Below are 19,284 nucleotides of genomic sequence, written 5' to 3' on the forward strand. Positions count from 1 at the left end.
CGACGCGTCAGTCGTTGTTGCCGGCCGACGGGGTCGTCTTCTGGATCTGCAGCAGGAACTCGGCGTTCGACTTCGTCTGCTTCATCTTGTCGAGCAGCAGCTCGATCGCCTGCTGCTGGTCGAGCGCGTGCAGCACCCGGCGCAGCTTCCAGACGATGGCGAGCTCCTCGCTGCCGAGCAGGATCTCCTCCTTGCGCGTACCCGAGGCGTCGACGTCGACGGCCGGGAAGATGCGCTTGTCGGCGAGCTTCCGGTCGAGCTTGAGCTCCATGTTGCCGGTGCCCTTGAACTCCTCGAAGATCACCTCGTCCATGCGCGAGCCGGTGTCGACCAGCGCGGTGGCCAGGATGGTCAGCGAGCCGCCGTCCTCGATGTTGCGCGCCGCACCGAAGAAGCGCTTCGGCGGGTAGAGCGCGGTCGAGTCGACACCACCGGACAGGATGCGGCCGGAGGCGGGCGCCGCGAGGTTGTACGCGCGGCCCAGGCGGGTGATCGAGTCGAGCAGGACGACCACGTCGTGACCCAGCTCCACGAGGCGCTTGGCGCGCTCGATGGCCAGCTCGGCGACGGTGGTGTGGTCCTCGGCCGGACGGTCGAAGGTCGAGGAGATGACCTCGCCCTTGACCGACCGCTGCATGTCGGTGACCTCTTCCGGACGCTCGTCGACCAGGACGACCATCAGGTGGCACTCGGGGTTGTTGTGGGTGATCGCGTTGGCGATCGCCTGCATGATCATGGTCTTGCCGGTCTTCGGCGGGGCCACGATCAGGCCTCGCTGGCCCTTGCCGATCGGCGACACGAGGTCGATGATCCGCGTGGTCAGCACACCCGGGTCGGTCTCCAGACGGAGGCGGTCCTGCGGGTAGAGCGGGGTCAGCTTGTTGAACTCCGGGCGGCCACGGCCGGAATCGGCGGCCATGCCGTTCGAGGAGTCCAGGCGGACCAGCGCGTTGAACTTCTCGCGGCGCTCGCCCTCCTTCGGCTGACGCACGGCGCCGGTGACGTGGTCACCCTTGCGCAGGCCGTTCTTGCGGACCTGGGCGAGGGAGACGTACACGTCGTTCGGGCCGGGCAGGTAGCCGGAGGTCCGGATGAACGCGTAGTTGTCGAGGATGTCCAGGATGCCCGCGACGGGGATCAGGACGTCGTCGTCGGAGACCTGCGGCTCGCCGGCGGCGAACTCGTCACGGCCACGACGGCCACGACGGTCGCGGTAGCGGCCGCGACGGCCACGGCGGCCGCCCTCGTCGTCGAAGTCGTCCTGCGGTCCGCTCTGCTGACCGCCCTGCTGGCCCTGACGCTGCTGGCGCTGGCCACCCTGGCCACCGCCCTGCTGGTCGTCGCCCTTGCCACGGTCGCGGCGGTCGCGCTGACGGTCGCGGCGGTCACCGCGCTCGCCCCGCTCCCCGCGGTCGCGGCGGCCACGGCCCTCGGCGCCCTCGACGGCGGCCTCGGCCTTCGCCTCCGGCTGCGCGTCGGTACGGGTCTCGGCCTTGACCTCGGCCTTGACGTCGCCCTCGGGGCTGCCGGCCGGGGCGGTGGCGCGGCGGCGACGGCGCTCACCCGCGGGCTGCTCGTCACCGGCGGCCTCGGCGGAGGCGGCGGGCTTCGGCTGGCCCGGGATGTCGATCTGCTGCTGCGCGGCCTTCTCGGCCTTGGGCGCGGCCGACTCGGCGGCGTCCTCGCCCGTACGGGCCTTGGAGGTGGCGCGGCGCTTCGGCTTGGTCTCCGCGGTGTCGGCGGACTTCGCGGGGGCCTGGCCGCCTCCGGCCTGCGCCTCCTTGATGACCTCGATCAGCTGGCTCTTGCGCATCCGCGCGGTGCCCCTGATGCCGAGGCCGGACGCGACCTGCTGCAGCTCGGCCAGGACCATGCCCTCGAGGCCGGTGCCGGAGCGGCGGCGCCGTGCGGTGGTGCCAGTGGCAGCACCTGCGGCGGGCGCGGCGTTGTCGACACTGCTGTCGGCAGTCACGCCCATCAGATCGGTGGTGTCGCTCACGAAGGGTCCTTCCCTGGAGCGGACGTCGGCCATCTGGCTCGGCGACCGGTTGTGCTGTCCGGCAGCGGTCCTGGCTTGTGGACCGTGTCCGGGGCGGTGGTCCCGCCGGGTACGGCGGAAGAAGAAACGTGCTGGGGTCCGGCCCGAGCCCCCTGCTCGGCCCTCACGCGGAAAGAGCGAGGGGTGTCGTGCCGGTTCCGGAGCGTGCTCGAAACTGCTCAGGCAGGCTGCTCAGGCAGTTGGGGAGGCTCCCGGAAGAATTGGTGGTCCCTGATGGGGACACTCAGCACCGCGCCACAAAGGCGCCGGGTGCTGACTTGAGGTTAACACTACCGGCTCCAACAAACATTCCCCCTCTCCGTCACCGGCAATCTCGTGTCCGCGGACCGCGCCGTTCGGAGCGGCCGCCCGAAGGCCGCTGCCGACGCGGATCCGCGGAGCCCTCGTCTACGGGGCGAGCGGCAGGACGCTCGCTCCCGACATGTCGAGGGCCAGTCGGTTCGCGGCCCAGCCGTCGCCGGCCAGCAGCGCGACCTTGTCGGCGGTGCCGGGCTCGGCCAGCGCGAGCACCGTGGGACCGGCGCCGGAGATGACGGCGGGCACGCCGTCGGCGCGCAGCCGGTTCACCAGATCGATGCTCTGCGGCATGGCGGGGGCGCGGTACTCCTGGTGCAGCCGGTCCTCGGTGGCCGCGAGCAGCAGCTCGGGGCGGCGGGTCAGGGCCTCGACGAGGAGGGCGGCGCGGCCGGCGTTGGCCGCGGCGTCCACGTGCGGGACGGTGCGCGGCAGCAGGCCGCGGGCGGTCTCCGTCAGCACCGGCTTCCCGGGGACGAAAACCACCGGAACGATGGAATCGGCGGGCTTCATGGTGATCGCCCGCGCGGCGCCGGACTCCATCCAGGCGAGGGTGAAACCGCCGAGCAGACAGGCGGCCACGTTGTCGGGGTGCCCCTCGATCTCGGTGGCGAGCTCGAGCAGGGCGGCGTCGTCGAGCCGGGCGTCCCCGCCTATGGTCACGGCGCGGGCGGCGACGATGCCGGCGCAGATGGCGGCGGAGGATGAGCCGAGGCCGCGGCCGTGCGGGATGCGGTTGGCGCAGACGACCTCGAGGCCGCGGGGCTGGCCGCCGAGCAGGTCGAAGGCCGTGCGCAGGGAGCGTACGAGCAGGTGGCTCTCGTCGCGCGGGAGCGTCTCGGCGCCCTCGCCGGCGATGTCGACGTGCAGACCGGAATCGGCGACCCGGACGACGATGTCGTCGTAGAGCCCCAGCGACAGGCCGAGGGCGTCGAAGCCCGGCCCGAGGTTGGCGCTGGTGGCGGGGACGCGCACCCGGACGGCGGCGGCGCGGAACGCGGGACCGGCCATCGCTCGATGACTCTCCTTGACTTGCGACTACATGGGTCTGTGCGGGGGTTCGAGAGAAGTACCTGAGACACCCGGGGGCCGCGTCGGCCCGGAGGCGGCGACAACGGCAACGACACCGCGCATATGCAACGGGGCGGGTTGGGTACAGCCTATCGAAGGAAGGTTCTGTGGCGACATAGGGCGCACAGGAGGCGCACGATGCGTGTCGCGAGCCTTCCTGTGCGCCTATGTACGTTCCTGGGGGGTTTGACGCCCTGTCAGGAGCAGATGTTACGCCAGCCCGAGCCGCTGGGCCGCGGTGGCGGCGTCGACCGGGACGGTGACCGGCTGCGGCGCGCCGGCGACGGCCCAGTCGGGGTCCTTGAGGCCGTTGCCGGTGACCGTGCAGACGATGGTCTGGCCCGGGTCGACCTTGCCCTGCGCGGCGGCCTTCAGCAGACCGGCGACCGAAGCGGCCGAGGCGGGCTCCACGAAGACGCCCTCCTGGGAGGCCAACAGGCGGTAAGCCTGCAGGATCTCACGGTCCGTCACCTCGTCGATGAAGCCGCCCGACTCGTCGCGCGCGGCGATCGCGTAGTCCCAGGAGGCCGGGTTGCCGATGCGGATCGCGGTGGCGATGGTCGACGGGTCCTTGACGACCTCGCCGCGCACCAGCGGGGCGGAACCGGAGGCCTGGAAACCCCACATGCGCGGGGTGCGGGTGGCGAGGCCGTCGGCCGCGTACTCCCGGTACCCCTTCCAGTAGGCCGTGATGTTGCCCGCGTTGCCGACCGGCAGGACGTGGATGTCGGGCGCCTCGCCCAGCATGTCCACGATCTCGAAGGCGGCGGTCTTCTGCCCCTCGATGCGCACCGGGTTGACGGAATTGACCAGCGCGACGGGGTAGTTGTCGGACAGCGCGCGGGCGAGGTCCAGACAGTCGTCGAAGTTGCCGTCGACCTGGAGGATCTTCGCGCCGTGCACGAGGGCCTGGCCCATCTTGCCGAGCGCGATCTTGCCCTGCGGCACGAGCACCGCGGACACCATGCCGGCGCGCACCGCGTACGCGGCGGCGGAGGCGGAGGTGTTGCCGGTGGAGGCGCAGATGACGGCCTTCGCGCCGTCCTCCTTGGCCTTGGAGATGGCCATGGTCATGCCGCGGTCCTTGAAGGAACCGGTGGGGTTGGCGCCCTCGACCTTGAGATGCACCTCGCAGCCCGTGCGCTCGGAGAGGACCTGAGCGGGGACGAGCGGCGTGCCGCCCTCACGAAGCGTGACGACCGGCGTCGTGTCCGTGACCGGAAGGCGGTCCCGGTACTCCTCGATGATGCCGCGCCACTGGTGGGTGCCCTTGGTGGTCATGGGTCCTTACTCCCCTTCAACACGCATGATGCTGGCGACACCGCGCACGGTGTCGAGCTTGCGCAGCGCCTCGACGGTCCCGGAGAGGGCGGCGTCGGGCGCGCGGTGGGTGACGACGACGAGGCTTGCCTCGCCGTCCTTGCCCTGCTGGCGCACCGTATCGATGGATACGCCGTGCTCGGCGAAGACCGTCGCGACCTGGGCGAGGACACCCGGCTTGTCGGCCACGTCGAGACTGATGTGGTACCGCGTCACGACCTCGCCCATGGGGCTCACGGGCAGCTGCGTGTACGCGGACTCGCCGGGGCCCGTCGCCTCGTTGAGACGGTTGCGGCAGACGGCGACGAGGTCGCCGAGTACGGCCGAAGCGGTCGGCGAGCCGCCGGCGCCGGGGCCGTAGAACATGAGCCGCCCGGCGGCCTCCGCCTCGACGAAGACGGCGTTGTACGCCTCGCGGACGGAGGCGAGCGGGTGGCTGAGCGGAATCATCGCGGGGTGCACGCGCGCGGTGACGGACTCGCCGTCGGCGGCCCGCTCGCAGATCGCGAGCAGCTTGATGGTGCAGCCCATGCGCTTGGCGGAGGCGAAGTCCGCGGCGGTGACCTCGGTCATGCCCTCGCGGTAGACGTCGTCGAGGCGGACCCGGGTGTGGAAGGCGATACCGGCGAGGATGGCGGCCTTGGCGGCGGCGTCGAAGCCCTCGACGTCGGCGGTCGGGTCGGCCTCGGCGTACCCGAGGGCGGTGGCCTCGTCGAGCGCCTCGGAGTACCCGGCGCCGGAGGTGTCCATGGCGTCGAGGATGAAGTTGGTGGTCCCGTTGACGATGCCCATGACCCGGTTGATCTTGTCGCCGGCGAGGGACTCGCGCAGCGGCCGGATCAGCGGGATGGCGCCGGCGACGGCGGCCTCGAAGTACAGGTCCCGCCCGTGCTGGTCGGCGGCCTCGTAGAGGGTCGCGCCGTCCTGGGCGAGCAGCGCCTTGTTCGCGGAGACGACGGACGCGCCGTGCTCGAAGGCGGTGGTGATGAGGGTGCGGGCCGGCTCGACCCCGCCGATGACCTCGACGATGACGTCGATGTCGCCCCGTTTGACCAGGGCGGTCGCGTCGGTGGTGATGAGCTCGCCGGGAATGCCCTCGCGGACCTTGTCCGGGCGGCGGACCGCCACGCCGGCGAGCTCGACCGGGGCGCCGATGCGCGCGGCGAGGTCGTCGGCGTGCGTCGTCATGATGCGCGCCACCTCTGAGCCGACCACACCACAGCCCAGCAGCGCCACCTTCAGCGGACGCGTACGCATCATCCGACCTCGTTTCTCGTACTACTTCGTATCTCTACGGTGGGAACCAGTCTCACTCACCGGACGGGGCTTTCTGCGCCCCGTCCGGATCCTGAGACAGTTATTTCATCACCCGACATCGAGACGCAGGAGATCCTCCTCCGTCTCACGCCGGACGATCACCCGGGCCTCGCCGTCGCGGACGGCGACGACCGGCGGGCGAAGTGCGTGGTTGTAGTTGTTGGCCATGGAGCGGCAGTACGCCCCGGTCGCGGGCACGGCGATCAGGTCGCCGGGCGCGACGTCGGCCGGCAGGAAGGCGTCCCGTACGACGATGTCGCCGCTCTCGCAGTGCTTGCCGACGACGCGGACGAGCATCGGCTCGGCGTCGGAGGTGCGGGACACGAGGGAGACGCTGTACTCGGCGTCGTAGAGCGCGGTGCGGATGTTGTCCGACATGCCGCCGTCGACGGAGACGTACGTGCGCAGCCCTTCGAGCGGCTTGACGGTGCCGACCTCGTACAGGGTGAAGGCGGTCGGGCCCACGATGGCCCGCCCGGGCTCGACGGAGATGCGCGGCGTGCGCAGCCCCGCGGCCTCGCACTCTCTCCCGACGATCTCGTTGAGGGCCTTGGCGATGTCGTGCGGCTCGCGCGGGTCGTCGGCGGAGGTGTACGCGATGCCGAGACCGCCGCCGAGGTCGATCTCGGGCAGCTCGACGCCGTGCTCGTCGCGGACCTCGGCGAGCAGCTGGACGACGCGGCGCGCGGACACCTCGAAGCCGGCCATGTCGAAGATCTGGGACCCGATGTGCGAGTGGATGCCGATGAGCTCGAGCCCGTCGAGCTTGAGCGCCCGCCGCACGGCCTCGGCGGCCTGCCCGCCCGCCAGCGCGATGCCGAACTTCTGGTCCTCGTGCGCGGTGGCGATGAACTCGTGGGTGTGCGCCTCGACGCCGACGGTCACGCGGATCTGCACGCGCTGCCGCTTGCCGAGGGACTGGGCGATGTGCGCGACGCGCACGATCTCCTGGAAGGAGTCGAGCACGATCCGTCCGACACCGGCGGTGACGGCTCGGCGGATCTCCTCCTCGCTCTTGTTGTTGCCGTGGAAGGCGATGCGCTCCGCCGGCATGCCGGCGGAGAGGGCGGTGGCGAGCTCGCCGCCGGAGCAGACGTCGAGGTTCAGCCCCTCTTCCTTGAGCCACCGCACGACGGCCCGGGAGAGGAACGCCTTGCCGGCGTAGAAGACGTCGGCGTCCGCGCCGAACGCGTCGGCCCAGGCGCGGCAACGGGCCCGGAAGTCGGCCTCGTCGAGGATGTAGGCGGGCGTGCCGACCTGCTCGGCGAGCTGGGCGACGGTCAGCCCGCCGACGGTGACGACGCCCTCGTCGTCACGCCCGACGGTCCGGGACCAGACCTTGGGGTCGAGCGCGTTGAGGTCGGCGGGCGGCCCGGAGTAGTGCCCCTCGGGGAGGACGTCGGCGTGGCGGGGCCCGGCGGGGTGGGCGGAACGGCTCATGGCTGCATCTTTCAGATCTGTTCGGGTGCGCTGATGCCGAGCAGGGCGAGGCCACCGGCGAGCACCGTCCCGGCGGCTTCGGCGAGCGCGAGCCGGGATCGATGGGCGGCCGAGGGTTTCTCGTCGCCGAGGGGCAGGACCGTGTGCTGGAAGGCGAGCAGCGCGTCGGCGGTGGCTTCGAGGTGCCGGGCGACCCGGTCGGGGGCGCGGAGGCGGGCGGCCGAGGCGAGGACGGCGGGGTGGTCGCGGAGCAGCCCGGTGAGCACGGGCGCGTCGACGGCCCGCGTCGGCTCGCCCTCGGTGCCGAAGCCCAGCTGCTCGGCGTTGCGGAGCAGGGCGCGGGTACGGGAGTAGGCGTACCGCACCCGGAAGAGGGGGTTGCCCTCGTGCTGGTGGAGCAGCTCGTCGGTGAGCTTGGCGTGGTCGTGCGAGGCGGCGGAGAGGAGCCCCCAGCGGGCGGCGTCGACGCCGAAGCGATCGAGGAGCTCGCGGGCGGTGTACGGCACCGGCAGCGGGGTGATGTCGGTCGGCAGATGCGACCGGGAGTGCTCGGCCTCGATCCGCACGCCGAGCAGAGCCCAGTCGGGGTCGGCGGCGTCCTCGGCGGCGGTCCGCAGGAGCACACCCTGGGAGTGGAGGAGCCGCCGGACGGCGTCGGCGGTGACGGCGGCCCGGACGTCGGAGCGGTAGCAGGGCTGGGCGATCTCGCCGGTGTCGGGCCGATGCCCGTACCGGAGTCCGTACCGCTGGATGGCCCGCACGAGGTCCTGCTGCGTGTCGAGGCGCAGGGTGAAGTTGAGGAACCCGGGCCCGGTGATGTCGATGCGGCCGAGGTCGGGGTGCGGGAGGAGCCGCTCGATGAGCAGCTCGGCGACGTGCCGCGGCGTCGCGTCGGCGGCGCGGGCGAGCACGAGCGCGACGTTGCTGGCGTAGTCCCCGCTGCCGCCGGGCCGGGTCCGCTCGACGCGGACGACCTCGGGCACGTCGACGGACAGCACACCCTCGTCAACCGCACGGCGCACGGCGCGCCGGAGGGTGAGGGAGAGGTCCGCGGGGGTCACGGGACAAGCGTATGGGAGGAGGGGGGTGGGAATGCGAACGGGTTTCGCGATGCGGTCATGAGGGCCGGTCGGGATGGGCCGAACGGAGGCCGACGCCCCCGACGCGAAGGCCCGGACACGAGCTCACGCACGGGACGGGCCCGGTACGACTCACGCACGGGACGGGCTCGTACGGCTCACGCACGGGCTCACGCACAGGACGGTCTCGGTACGGCTCACGCACGGGATGGTCTCGGTACGGCTCACGCACGGGACGAACTCACGCAGGGGCGCAGCTACGGGCTCACGTACGGGGAGTGCCGGCCCGCCCGGCCCCGCGTCTGCTGCCGTCGACGGACGGCGGCCCCTCCGTTTCCTGCGACGGCCCCTGCCGCCGCCCCCCGTGCACGAGCTGCCGCACGACGCGCACGAGCTCGGCAGGCTCGAAGGGCTTGGCGAGAAACGCGTCGACACCCGCGGCGAACCCGCTCTCGACCTCGTACGGAGTGCAGGCACTGATGATGGCGACGGGCACCCCGCTGGTCTGCGGATCGTCCCGCAGCCGCGCAGCGGTCCGCAGCCCGTCGAGCCGCGGCATGACGACGTCGAGAGTGACGACATCAGGACATACCTGATGCACCACATCAAGACACTCGGCACCATCGGCCGCGGTCACCACCTCGAACCCCTCGAGCTCGAGATTGACCCTGATCAACTGACGGATCACCCGGTTGTCATCGACAACGAGCACTCGCCCGGACACGCCTGACACAACTCGAGAGTAGGCGTCCGGTCACGGCTGCGTCCCGGTTTTCCCCACTTCCGACCCGTGCGGGGGAACGAGGGGTCGGTGACGCCCCGGAAATACCTGTTCACAGCCACCCCTCGGAGCCTGGTAGGGTTCTACCCGTCGCCGCCGAACGCGGCAACGCCCCCGTAGCTCAGGGGATAGAGCAACGGCCTCCGGAGCCGTGTGCGCAGGTTCGAATCCTGCCGGGGGCACTTCGCAGGAAGTGCCTAAAGACCCCGCCATCAGCGAGAACGCTGAGGACGGGGTCTTGTCGTATGTGCAGCCGTATGTCGAGGCCTGCGGACGAGGCGTGGACGGGATCTTGGCGCAACGCCCAAGGTGGGAACGGCAAAGCGACAGGAACGGTCCAGTAGACCGAGTGCACCGTGCTGACGGTCGCGGTTGACCCATTTCGACGCGCACGCGCGGGAGATGCCCATCTCGGCCGCCACGTGGGCGATCGCAGCGGTGCCGGCAACGCTGCACGAGTCGCAGCCGCCCCTCGGGGGCAGCGGAGCATTGCGGTGAAGCACCGGCGTTCCTAACGCCAGGGGTCGAGGGCGAGCTTGCCCCGGGTCTGGCCCGCTTCGAGTTGCTCCAGCACCTTGGCCCCCTCGGCCAGGGGGTGAACCTGGGGGGTGCCGGGCGGGTACGTGCCGTGGGCGATGAGGGCCTCGATCTCGACGAGCAACGACTGGTAGAGGGACGGGGCCGCGACCGCCAGTGCACCGATGTGCAGCCCCTTGACCTGGACCTGGTGGGTGAAGACCAGGTCGTGCGTGGTCAGGGTGGCGTCGCCGGAAGCGGCACCGAACACGACGATGCGTCCGGTGAAGGGTTTGGTGACCGACAGGCTGATCTTGAACGTGGCCTGTCCCACTGACTCCAGGACCAGATCGACACCGCCGGTCAGGCGGGTGATCTCCTCTGCGAGATCCGGGCGTCGGCTGTCCAGGACCTCGTCGGCGCCGAGCGCTTTGACGGTGTCGTGCTTCGCTGGTGACGCCGTGGCGATCACGCGGGCACCGTAGTGGCGGGCGAGGCGGACGGCGGCCTGCCCCACGCCTCCGGCCGCGGCATGGACGAGGACTGTCTCACCCGTCTTGATCTCGCCCAGCGGCTTCAGTGCAGCCAAGGCGGTGGCCCAGTTCAGCACCAGGCCGAGGGCTGCGGCGTCGCTCCAGCCGGACGGCACGGGCAGCACGCCCGCGGCCGGCATCGTCATGTACTGCGCGAAGGCTCCCGGGCCGGCGCCGACGACGTGGGTGCCGAGGCGCAGCGGACTCTCGACCTCCAGGCCGACCCCCACGATCTCGCCTGCGGCCTCGAAGCCCGCCACATAGGGTGCCTGCGGGCCTCCTCCATAAGTTCCATGGGCCTGCATGACGTCTGCGAAGTTGACCCCGGCGGCGCCGACACGGATCAGGTACTCGCCGGGCCCCGGGGTGGGGCGGCGGTGATCGGTCGTGAGGGTCAGGTCCTTCGGTCCCCGATGCGACCGCTGGACCAGTGCTCGTACCGTCTGCTCAGCGGTGTGCTGCTGCTCGTTGATCTCCATGCACCGAACGTAGGAGTCTGACACTTACGTCAAGGTCAAGTGGCAGCTATAGATCAGCACGGCGGGCCTCTCGCAGGTAGGTGTCGAGTGCCGCCTGCTGATCGCTGAGAACGGCGATGCGAGCAGCGAGCCGATCGCGATAGCTCTGCACCTCGTGCAGAAACTCCGCGCACACTGCGTCGGTGCCGGCTTCGGAACCGTCAGTGAGGCGGGGCAGGAGCTCCCTGATCAACCGCACGGGCAGCCCAGACTCCAGCAGCGAGCGGATGACGAGCACCCGGTCGATCGTGGACTGGCAGTAGTCGCGGAACCCATTGCTGAAACGGCCAGGGACGATCAAGCCCTCATCCTCGTAGTGCCGCAACGATCTCGCACTCACGCCGCTGACTCTGGAAGCTTCGCTGATCTTCATACCTGGAGGCAACGTCCAGGAACACCACGATCTTCCAGCACCATCGCTACAACGAAGAGAAGACCTGCCCAAGCGTCAACAACCTCATGTCCCGCAACAACTAACGGCTATCTGCCGCCCGCGCGTCTGCACCGCCCGAATACCAATGCTCCAACCCTGCGACTCGGCGTGAAAGCGTCTGACGGGTGGTTCCAGTCGGTTGCCGGGAGGCAATAGACGACACCATCGCGCCAGATGGGGTCCTTGGCGCTGATCATAGGTCGCAGGAAATCTCAGCCAACCATTCCGGGGTGTAGCACTCGGCGAACGACCATTCCTGGTCCGAGTAGTGATCGTCTGTGCTGTCGGTGTACACCTCAAGCCTGCCTTGCGGCGTCAAGCGGTAGTACTCGCGAATCGGGTCACCCTCCACGGTGGGACAGGTCACCTTCAGTTCCGCGCTCTCGCCGTTCTTGAGGGCTCGCTGAAGGCAGACGATTTCCCGCGCCGCCTGTTTCTGCATCTCCTCACGCTGATCCAGGCTCACCTCGCCACAACTTGAAAACTCGGTTCTAGACTCCCAGCGTTCCTTGACCGGATCGTTCAGCATGCCGCAACCGGCAGCCAGCAAGGACGTCAGCGCTACCGCGACGAGCCGCGCGCGAATCGAAACAGCCGCCCCGCAGCGAGGACGGGCCCTGCCTTGAGCTATCACGCCGCCCCCTTCCTGAAGTCCACAGCCGACCAGAGCAACAGTCCCTCGGACGTTTCTGAGGCCTCAGGGAAGCATGTCTCCCCGGTTCACGCAGGTGTACGAGCCGTCGTCATTGCGCCCCACGCTGTCGTACGACCAGCAGTGGAGCGCCGGCGCGAGCGTCCACATCCGCAGTGCCATGAGGGCACCGATGCAAGCGACAGCAGCCCATCCCCCGTAGGACCGCCAGCCAGAGAGCGCCAGTCCGCCGATGCCCACCAGGGCTGCGAACACCTGCATGTAGACGATCAGCGGTCCCCTGTTCTCCCGCAGCCCGGGAAACGACTCCATCTCGATGGTCCCCCCGAAGCTGAACAACACCACGAGTAGGGCAAAGGCGAAAACGAGGGCGGCCACGCAACCACGGGCTGCGCGCGCGTACGGCTCGGTCGTGCGCTCGCCCCGCTTGTCAGAGTGCTCCTCGTCCACGGCACCTCTTCCGCCACTCTGGATCAACTCCAGCGCCATCGTCTTGGCAGGACCGGACTGCAGGGCATGTACCTCCCTCTCCACCGGCTCCGTCGCGGCTTGGACGACGTAACCACCGCCGAATACGGTCAGTAGCAGGGCGGAGACCATCACGCTCGCGCGATCGCTCAGCAGCAACTGCGTACCAAGGGACATCGTCGTCACTGCTGCCGCCCATAGGGCAGTGATGGCCGCCACCACGAGGACGAACGCCCCGGCCTTCTTCCTGGCGGCCACCGGCCTGCTGGTGACAGGGGTCGTAAGAGAGAAGCCAACAGACAGTGTTCCGGGTAGGTGGAGCAGAATCGCCGCGCCCAGAGCCACGAGCACACCTGCCGCAAGGGCCGCCCACGGCTTTACCTCATCGCTGTACGGGGCGATGGCGCAGCCGCTTGAGGAGGTCGACCTGCTCTGGTTCAAGGCGTAGCACTCCGAGGAGTCCGCGGATCTGTGAGTGATTCGGAAAGCACGGAGGCGAGTCGGCGGTAACAGAGACGCGTAGGCAGGCCCCGTGCTGATGCGCGTTGATCGCGCGTGCTGCCTCAGCCAGGACCTCATCTTTGTCCGTGTGCCGGACCACCGGGGACATGGCAACGCCCCGGAGGCCCAGGGACTCGCTGAGGCGGGCCATGGGGCCGCCGGCATCGCCCGCGAGGACTTGCGCTGACGGCAGGGCGCCGCTGTCGACGGTGAGAACCGTGCCTTGGGGCACGGCGTCCATCGCGCGGTCGCAGAAGGTCTCCAGAACATCCCGGACGTCCGGGTCCGGGACCAACTCCATGACAGGGCGGATGCTGGAGCGGACAGCCGGCGTGACGTGCTCGAGGGCCGAGAACTCCCCCGCTTTGCCCTTGAGTATCGGAACATAAGCCAACGGATCCCCCAGCGCACTCCGCATCAAGCCAATGGTGTCGCGCTCACTCCCATCAGAGTGTGACGAGAACCAGCCGTGCCGGGTAAGGGCACGAATCAGCCGCACGGCGGGTTCGGGAATGCCGTGCTTCGGCAAGGGGTGTGGAGTCAGGTGGGGAAGCCGGGTTCTGCGTGGTTGGTTTCGTAGGCGATGATGGCCAGTTGGGTGCGGTCTCTGGCTTGGAGTTTGGTCAGGAGGGTGCTGACGTGGGTTTTTACCGTCGGCAGGGTGATCTGGAGGGTTGCCGCGATTTCTGCGTTCGAGAGGCCGTTGGCTATCTGGACCAGGACCTCGGTCTCGCGGGTCGTGAGGCCCGGTAGGGGGGTTGGTCGGGGGCGGGGAGTGGGGGGCGGGGTGAGGGTGGATATCAGGCGGGTTGTGGTGGTGGCGGCCAGGACCGATTCGCCGGCGGCGACGATGCGGATGCCGGTGATCAGTTCGTTCGGGGTGGCGTCCTTCAGGAGGAAGCCGCTCGCGCCGGCGCGGAGCGCCGGGTAGGCGTACTCGTCCGTGTCGAACATCGTCAGGGCGAGGACGCGGACCCCCCGGAGGGTCTCGTCGGCGCGGATCGCGCGGGTCGCCTCGATGCCGTCCATGACGGGCATGCGGAGGTCCATCAGGACCACGTCCGGTCGCAGGGTGCGGGCCAACTCCACGGTCCTCGCGCCGTCTTCCGCCTCTCCCACCACCGTCATCCCCGGTGTCGCGTCGATGAGGACGCGGAAGCTACCGCGGAGCAGCGCCTGATCGTCTGCGATCAGTACCCGGACCGGTTCGGTCATTCCGCGATCCTATTCCCAGCGGCTGTGGCGCACGTAGCCGCAGGCGAGGGCCGCGGCCGTCCAGGTCACGAGGACCGCGAGGCCGGTCGGGGCGTCCGACGAGGCGACCGTCAGCAGTTCCGCGCCCGCGCGGTCGGGGAAGTAGCGGACCAGGTCCTTCGTCGCGCCCAGGAGGGAGAGCAGGTGGGTGCCCACCAGGACCATCGGGAGCAGGATCGCCAGCGGGACGACCGCGTTGCGGGCGGTCATCGCGATGCCCGCCGCGAACAGGGCCATCAGCGTCAGGTAGACGACCGCTCCCGCCAGGGCGCCCGGGACGCCCGGGGCGTCGATCGGGGCGCCGTGGGGGCCCAGGGCCCGTTGGGTCGTCAGGTACGAGAGCGCCGTCACCGGGGCCGCCACCGCGATCGTCGCCGCGCCGGTGACCAGCGTCTTCGCCGCGAAGAGCCGGCCGCGACGGGGGACGGCGAGCAGTGAGACGCGCATCAGGCCACCCGAGCCGTACTCACCCGCCACCATCAGGACGCCGAAGGCGATCAGTGCCGGCTGGCCGTAGAGGACGGCGTCGAAGCCCGCCTGTTCGGGTGTGAAGTCCGCGCGGAGCAGCGGGCTCTCCGACTCGATCGCGGCCCTCGTCGACCGGCCCGCCAGCGCCGCCAGCAGCACGCTCACGACGGCGAAGAGCAGCAGCGTCACCCATGTGCCGCGGACGCAGCGCAGCTTGGTCCATTCGCCGCGCACCGCCGCCCAGGTCTCGGTCATCGTCCACTCTCCCCTGCTCCGATCAGGTCGAGGAACGTGTCCTCCAACGAAGCCGAGTGCGTGCTCAGTTCGTCCAGTGGCAGTCCGCAGACCGCCGCCCTGTGGCTGATGTCCGCTGCCGGTAGACCCTCGACCGCCAGGCTTCCGTCGGCCGTGCGTGTCACCGCCGCCCCGTGCCGTTCCAGCTCCCTCGCCAGGCGCCCCGGGTCCGGCGTGCGGACGCGGACGTGGCTCCGGCCGTGCCGGCGGAGGAACTCCCCCATGCCGGTGTCCGCCACCAGACGCCCCCGGTGGATCACGATCAGGTGGTCCGCGACCAGCGACATCTCCGTCATCAGGTGGCTGGAGATCAGGACCGTACGGCCCTCGGCGGCCATCGCGCGGAGCGTGCCGCGCAGCCGGCGGATGCCCTCCGCGTCGAGGCCGTTGACCGGCTCGTCGAGCACCAGTACGGGCGGGTCGCCGAGCAGGGCCGCCGCCAGGCCCAGCCGCTGCGCCATGCCCAGCGAGTACGTGCCGATCCGTCGCCGGGCCGCGCCCGCCAGGTCCACCGCCTCCAGGACCTCCGCGATCCGCCGCCGGGGGACGCGATTGGCCCGCGCCAGCCACAGCAGGTGGCCGGCGGCGGTCATGCCGCGATGCGGGGCCGCGGTTTCCAGTACGGCGCCGACGTGCCGGGCCGGGTGGCGGAGTTCGCGGTACGCGCGGCCGCCGATGCGCGCGGAGCCGTCGTCCGGTCGGGTCAGGCCGAGCATCATGCGCATCGTCGTGGACTTCCCGGCCCCGTTCGGGCCCAGGAATCCGGTCACGGCGCCTGGCCGTACCGTGAAGGACAGGCCGTGCACGGCGGTGTTCGGCCCGTAGCGCTTGGTCAGGTTCTGGACGTCGATCACGTCGTCAGTCTTGCCGCGGCCCGGCGCGCGCACATCGGTCGCGGGATCGGACTCCTCGCCCTTTCGCCGCGGGCGGGGCTCATCCCTGCGGATGAGTTCCCCGCCCGCCCCCTCAGTACGGCAGCCTCGCCCGCCCCCTCAGTACGGCAGCCTCGCCCGCCCCCTCAGTACGGCAGCCTCGCCCGCACCCCGAAGCCGCCGTCCTCCCCCGGTCCCGCCGTCAGCGTGCCGCCGTGCGCCGCGGCCCGCTCCCGCATGCCGACCAGGCCCAGTCCGCCGCCGGGTACGACCGGCCGGTGCCCGTCACCGGGGCCGTCGTCCTCCACGGCGATCTCCACCACCCCGCCCCGCGCGGTGACTTCGACGCTGCACCGGACGCCCGCGCCCGCGTGCTTCACCGTGTTGTTCAGGGCCTCCTGGACGATGCGGTACGCGGACAGCCCCACGGCGTCCGGGGGTTCCTCCGGCCCGTGCGTGCGCAACTCGACCCGTACGCCCGCCGCCTCGGCTGCCCCGACCAGCTCGGGCAGATCGGCGAGGCCCCGGACCGGACGCAGTTCCCCCTCGTCCCCGCGCAGCACCGTGAGCGTCGCCCGCATGTCGCGCAGTGCCCTGCGGCTGACGTCCTCGATCACGGTCAGCGCCTCGTGCGCCTCCTCCGGGTGCGTGGCGATCACATGGTTGGCGACGCCGGCCTTCACCGCGATCAGGCCCACGCTGTGCGTGACGACGTCATGGATGTCGCGGGCGATCCGCAGGCGTTCCTCGACCTTCGCCCGCTCGGCGGCCTCCTCGACCGCCCGCCGCGCGCTCTCCCGGCGCTCCCGGACCGCCGACGCCGTGGCCCAGGTGGCGCCCAGGACGAGCAGGCCGAGGACGAGTTGTACGGCTCGCGTCCCGCCCTCGTACTGCCGTGCCCCGGTCGTCGTCAGCGCGGCCGCGGCCACCGCGCTCACCACGCCGACGGCGACAGCGGCGGGCGGCCGGGGCCACCGAACCGGCGGCCGAGGTCGCCGGGACTGCCCGGGGCGCCCCGCCCCCGCCGTCCGCGCCGACCTCCCCAGCACCACCGCATACAGCCCGTACGCCGCGCCCAGGAACGGCGTCGGGCCGAGCCCGGCCACCAGCGCCGCGCACGCGCCGGCCAGGGAGCACGCGAAGACCGGTACGGGCCGGAGCCGGCGGACGGCGAGCGGCAGGGCCGTGATCGCCGCCAGCAGCCAGGCGGTCGTGGCGTCCAGCGCGTCGGCGGACGGCGGGCGCAGGACGGACACCTGCGGGAGCAGGACGAAGCCGAGCGCGGCGAGCGCGTCGAGTGCGACCGGGCGGCGAAGAGTGTGGGGTGTGACCGGGCGGCGACGAGCCTCGGGCGTGACCGGGCGGCGACGAGCATCGGACGTGACCGGGCGGCCACGAGCATCGGACGTGACCGGGCGGCCACGAGCATCGGACGTGACCGGGCGGCCACGAGCATCGGACGTGACCGCATTGCGGCGAGCGTCGAGCGTGATCGGGCGGCCTCGTTCCTCTTCCCCCATTCCCCGAACGTACGTCGGCCGACTCCCGCCGGTCCACCGCGTCTTGGCCCTCCGAGCGCGTCGCTCCGCCGGTACCGTGATCAGACAACGACAGGGAGTGGTCGGACGACCGGGGCGGGGGCACAGTGTCGGGATCGTCGGTCTCGTGGCACGCGGCCAGGAAGTGCGAGCGGCTGTGGGTCGAGGGGATGATGCTGCTGCGGCAGGGGCGGGACGCCGAGGCCGCCGGGCGGTTCCAGCAGGCCGTGGAGCAGGATCCGACCGCCGCGGACGCGTGGTTGGGGCTGCACGCGACGGGGCGGCGGCAGGCGGAGGCGCTGGCGGCGATGTCGCTGCATCACCGCTCGTTCGGGGTCCTGCGGAACAAGAACACGATGCAGCTCCAGTCCCGTTTCGATCTCGGCCACTACGCCACCTTCCGCCTGGAGAGCGCGCGCGACCTGTGGCTGGCCGGCCTGGTGTCGATGCTCGACGACAAGCGGTTCGACGAGGTCGAGCCGGTGCTCATGAGTGCGCACCGCGACTGCGACGAGACCCGGTTCCTCTACTGCCGGTTCGCCTTCCTGAAGAAGGACTGGCCCAGGGTCCTGGAGTGGTCACGCGACATCTCGGACGGGTTCCAGAACGACGAGGCGCGGCTGTACGTGGCGTACGCGCTCGTCCACGACCACATGTTCCACGAGGTCCTGAACACCCTGTCCGGGCTCCCCCGCAGCATGCGCAAGGGCGCGCGGTTCGAGGGCGAGGTCTCCTACCTGCGCGGTCTCGCCCACGAGGGGCTCGGGCGGCCCGACGAGGCGCTACGGCACTTCCAGTTCTCGTACCGCTGCTTCCCCACCTTCGGCGACGTCGCCGAACGGGCGAAGCAGCGTACGGCTCCACCCGCCCCACCGTCGGCGCCCCCGCCCGCGCCGCCGTCGACGCCTCCGGCCGCCCCCGCCCAGCCCGCGCGGCCCACCCGGTCCGCCACCCCCGCCGGCTCCGCGGCCCCCACCACTCCTGATCCTGCCGCCGCTCCGGCCGACGACGGTGGCCGCGAGGCGCAGCTCGCCGAGGCGATGGCCATGCTGGACGGGATGGTCGGACTGGACTCGGTCAAGCGCCAACTGCGCACGATGATCGCGCAGTTGCGGATGGCCGTGGTGCGCAGGGAGCAGGGGCTGCCGTCGACCGCCGGGCCGCAGCACTTCGTCTTCGCGGGCCCGCCCGGTACCGGCAAGACGACGGTAGCCCGGATCGTCGGCAAGGTATTCGCTGGGCTCGGGCTGCTGGAGAGCGGGCACGTCGTCGAGACGCAGCGCGTCGACCTGGTCGGCCAGTACCTCGGTGCGACGGCCATCAAGACCACCGCGGTGATCGACTCCGCCCTCGGCGGCGTCCTGTTCATCGACGAGGCGTACGCGCTTCACAACACCGGCTACTCCGGCGGCGACGCGTTCGGGAAGGAGGCCCTCCAGGTGCTGCTCAAGCGCGCCGAGGACGACCGGGAGCGGCTCGTCGTGATCCTCGCGGGGTACCCGGACGAGATGTCCCAGCTGCTGTCGACCAACCCGGGCCTCGCCTCCCGGTTCACCACACGGGTGGACTTCCCCTCGTACTCCACGTCCGAACTGGAGCAGATCGCCCGCGGCATCCTGGACGGGCAGGGCGACACGCTGGACGACGACTCGGCCACCGCCCTCGGCGCCTGCTTCCGCCGCGCCGCCGAGGACGGGCTCGTGGAGCGGCTCGGCAACGGCCGGTTCGCACGCGAGCTGTGCCGCAAGGCCGCCGCGCTGCGCGATCTTCGGGTGTACGAGGTCCACGGCGGCTCGGGCATGCCGAGCCGCGAGGAGCTGACGGCGTCCGGGTCGCGGACATGACCACGGCCTTCGAGGAGCTTCGGGCGGGCGTC

At 71.0% G+C, this 19,284-nt stretch carries 17 protein-coding genes, 1 tRNA gene and 1 pseudogene; 2 read left to right on the forward strand and 17 right to left on the reverse strand.

From position 1 onward, the window contains the following. Nucleotides 1–7: 7 nt before the first annotated feature. The 7 genes from rho to R2D22_RS11950 all read right to left on the reverse strand — a co-directional run bounded on the left by rho (nt 8) and on the right by R2D22_RS11950 (nt 9,304). Nucleotides 8–1,999, reverse strand: coding sequence for a transcription termination factor Rho (gene rho, locus R2D22_RS11920; RefSeq protein ID WP_318103072.1), 1,992 nt, complete (start codon nt 1,997–1,999; stop codon nt 8–10). A 447-nt stretch (nt 2,000–2,446) separates the two neighbouring features. Then, nucleotides 2,447–3,364, reverse strand: coding sequence for a homoserine kinase (thrB, locus tag R2D22_RS11925; protein ID WP_318103073.1), 918 nt, complete (start codon nt 3,362–3,364; stop codon nt 2,447–2,449). Nucleotides 3,365–3,634: 270 nt separating this feature from the next. Then, nucleotides 3,635–4,705, reverse strand: coding sequence for a threonine synthase (gene thrC, locus R2D22_RS11930; RefSeq protein ID WP_318103074.1), 1,071 nt, complete (start codon nt 4,703–4,705; stop codon nt 3,635–3,637). Nucleotides 4,706–4,711: 6 nt separating this feature from the next. After that, complete coding sequence (locus tag R2D22_RS11935; RefSeq protein WP_318103075.1) at nt 4,712–6,004, reverse strand: homoserine dehydrogenase; 1,293 nt, start codon at nt 6,002–6,004, stop codon at nt 4,712–4,714. Nucleotides 6,005–6,109: 105 nt separating this feature from the next. Then, nucleotides 6,110–7,501: a diaminopimelate decarboxylase gene (gene lysA, locus R2D22_RS11940; protein ID WP_318103076.1), complete on the reverse strand. Its 1,392-nt coding sequence runs from the start codon at nt 7,499–7,501 to the stop codon at nt 6,110–6,112. Nucleotides 7,502–7,512: 11 nt separating this feature from the next. Further along, nucleotides 7,513–8,562, reverse strand: a complete 1,050-nt coding sequence (gene nrtL, locus R2D22_RS11945) for an ArgS-related anticodon-binding protein NrtL (RefSeq protein ID WP_318103077.1) — start codon at nt 8,560–8,562, stop codon at nt 7,513–7,515. A 283-nt stretch (nt 8,563–8,845) separates the two neighbouring features. Further along, nucleotides 8,846–9,304, reverse strand: coding sequence for a response regulator (locus tag R2D22_RS11950; protein WP_318109723.1), 459 nt, complete (start codon nt 9,302–9,304; stop codon nt 8,846–8,848). Nucleotides 9,305–9,471: 167 nt separating this feature from the next. Between R2D22_RS11950 and R2D22_RS11955 the strand changes: the two genes are divergently transcribed. Further along, nucleotides 9,472–9,543: transfer RNA gene (locus R2D22_RS11955), tRNA-Arg, on the forward strand. A 150-nt stretch (nt 9,544–9,693) separates the two neighbouring features. On the opposite strand, the pseudogene R2D22_RS11960 reads toward R2D22_RS11955, so the two are convergent. The 10 genes and pseudogenes from R2D22_RS11960 to R2D22_RS12005 all read right to left on the reverse strand — a co-directional run. Then, nucleotides 9,694–9,864 (reverse strand): annotated as a pseudogene (locus R2D22_RS11960) (helix-turn-helix domain-containing protein); the annotation flags it as partial. Between the two features lie 8 nt (nt 9,865–9,872). Then, the gene (locus R2D22_RS11965) at nt 9,873–10,889 is read right to left on the reverse strand and encodes an NADPH:quinone oxidoreductase family protein (protein ID WP_318103078.1); all 1,017 of its coding nucleotides are present in this window, start codon (nt 10,887–10,889) and stop codon (nt 9,873–9,875) included. 46 nt (nt 10,890–10,935) lie between these two features. Continuing rightward, nucleotides 10,936–11,301 carry a MerR family transcriptional regulator gene (locus R2D22_RS11970; protein WP_318103079.1) on the reverse strand — a complete coding sequence of 122 codons (366 nt, stop codon included), beginning with the start codon at nt 11,299–11,301 and terminating at the stop codon, nt 10,936–10,938. Nucleotides 11,302–11,554: 253 nt separating this feature from the next. Beyond that, on the reverse strand, nt 11,555–11,995 hold the full coding sequence (locus tag R2D22_RS11975; RefSeq protein ID WP_318103080.1) for a hypothetical protein: 441 nt from the start codon (nt 11,993–11,995) through the stop codon (nt 11,555–11,557). 63 nt (nt 11,996–12,058) lie between these two features. After that, nucleotides 12,059–12,922, reverse strand: a complete 864-nt coding sequence (locus R2D22_RS11980) for a hypothetical protein (RefSeq protein ID WP_318103081.1) — start codon at nt 12,920–12,922, stop codon at nt 12,059–12,061. After that, nucleotides 12,864–13,511, reverse strand: a complete 648-nt coding sequence (locus R2D22_RS11985) for a beta family protein (protein WP_318103082.1) — start codon at nt 13,509–13,511, stop codon at nt 12,864–12,866. Before R2D22_RS11985 ends, R2D22_RS11980 begins: the two co-directional genes overlap by 59 nt. An 11-nt stretch (nt 13,512–13,522) precedes the next feature. Next, on the reverse strand, nt 13,523–14,197 hold the full coding sequence (locus R2D22_RS11990; RefSeq protein WP_318103083.1) for a response regulator: 675 nt from the start codon (nt 14,195–14,197) through the stop codon (nt 13,523–13,525). A 9-nt stretch (nt 14,198–14,206) separates the two neighbouring features. Beyond that, a complete protein-coding gene (locus R2D22_RS11995; RefSeq protein ID WP_318103084.1) occupies nt 14,207–14,959 on the reverse strand; it encodes a hypothetical protein in 753 nt (250 codons plus the stop codon). Beyond that, on the reverse strand, nt 14,956–15,852 hold the full coding sequence (locus R2D22_RS12000) for an ABC transporter ATP-binding protein (protein ID WP_318103085.1): 897 nt from the start codon (nt 15,850–15,852) through the stop codon (nt 14,956–14,958). Before R2D22_RS12000 ends, R2D22_RS11995 begins: the two co-directional genes overlap by 4 nt. Before the next feature lie 164 nt (nt 15,853–16,016). Then, entirely contained in the window at nt 16,017–17,126 is a 1,110-nt protein-coding gene (locus R2D22_RS12005) for a sensor histidine kinase (RefSeq protein ID WP_318103086.1), read from the reverse strand. A gap of 389 nt (nt 17,127–17,515) precedes the next feature. On the opposite strand from R2D22_RS12005, the gene R2D22_RS12010 reads away from it, so the two are divergent. After that, a complete protein-coding gene (locus R2D22_RS12010; protein ID WP_318103087.1) occupies nt 17,516–19,252 on the forward strand; it encodes an AAA family ATPase in 1,737 nt (578 codons plus the stop codon). The last annotated feature ends 32 nt before the right edge of the window (nt 19,253–19,284 follow it).

The organism is Streptomyces sp. HUAS YS2 (assembly GCF_033343995.1).
In the GTDB taxonomy this organism is placed as follows: Bacteria; Actinomycetota; Actinomycetes; order Streptomycetales; family Streptomycetaceae; genus Streptomyces; species Streptomyces solicathayae.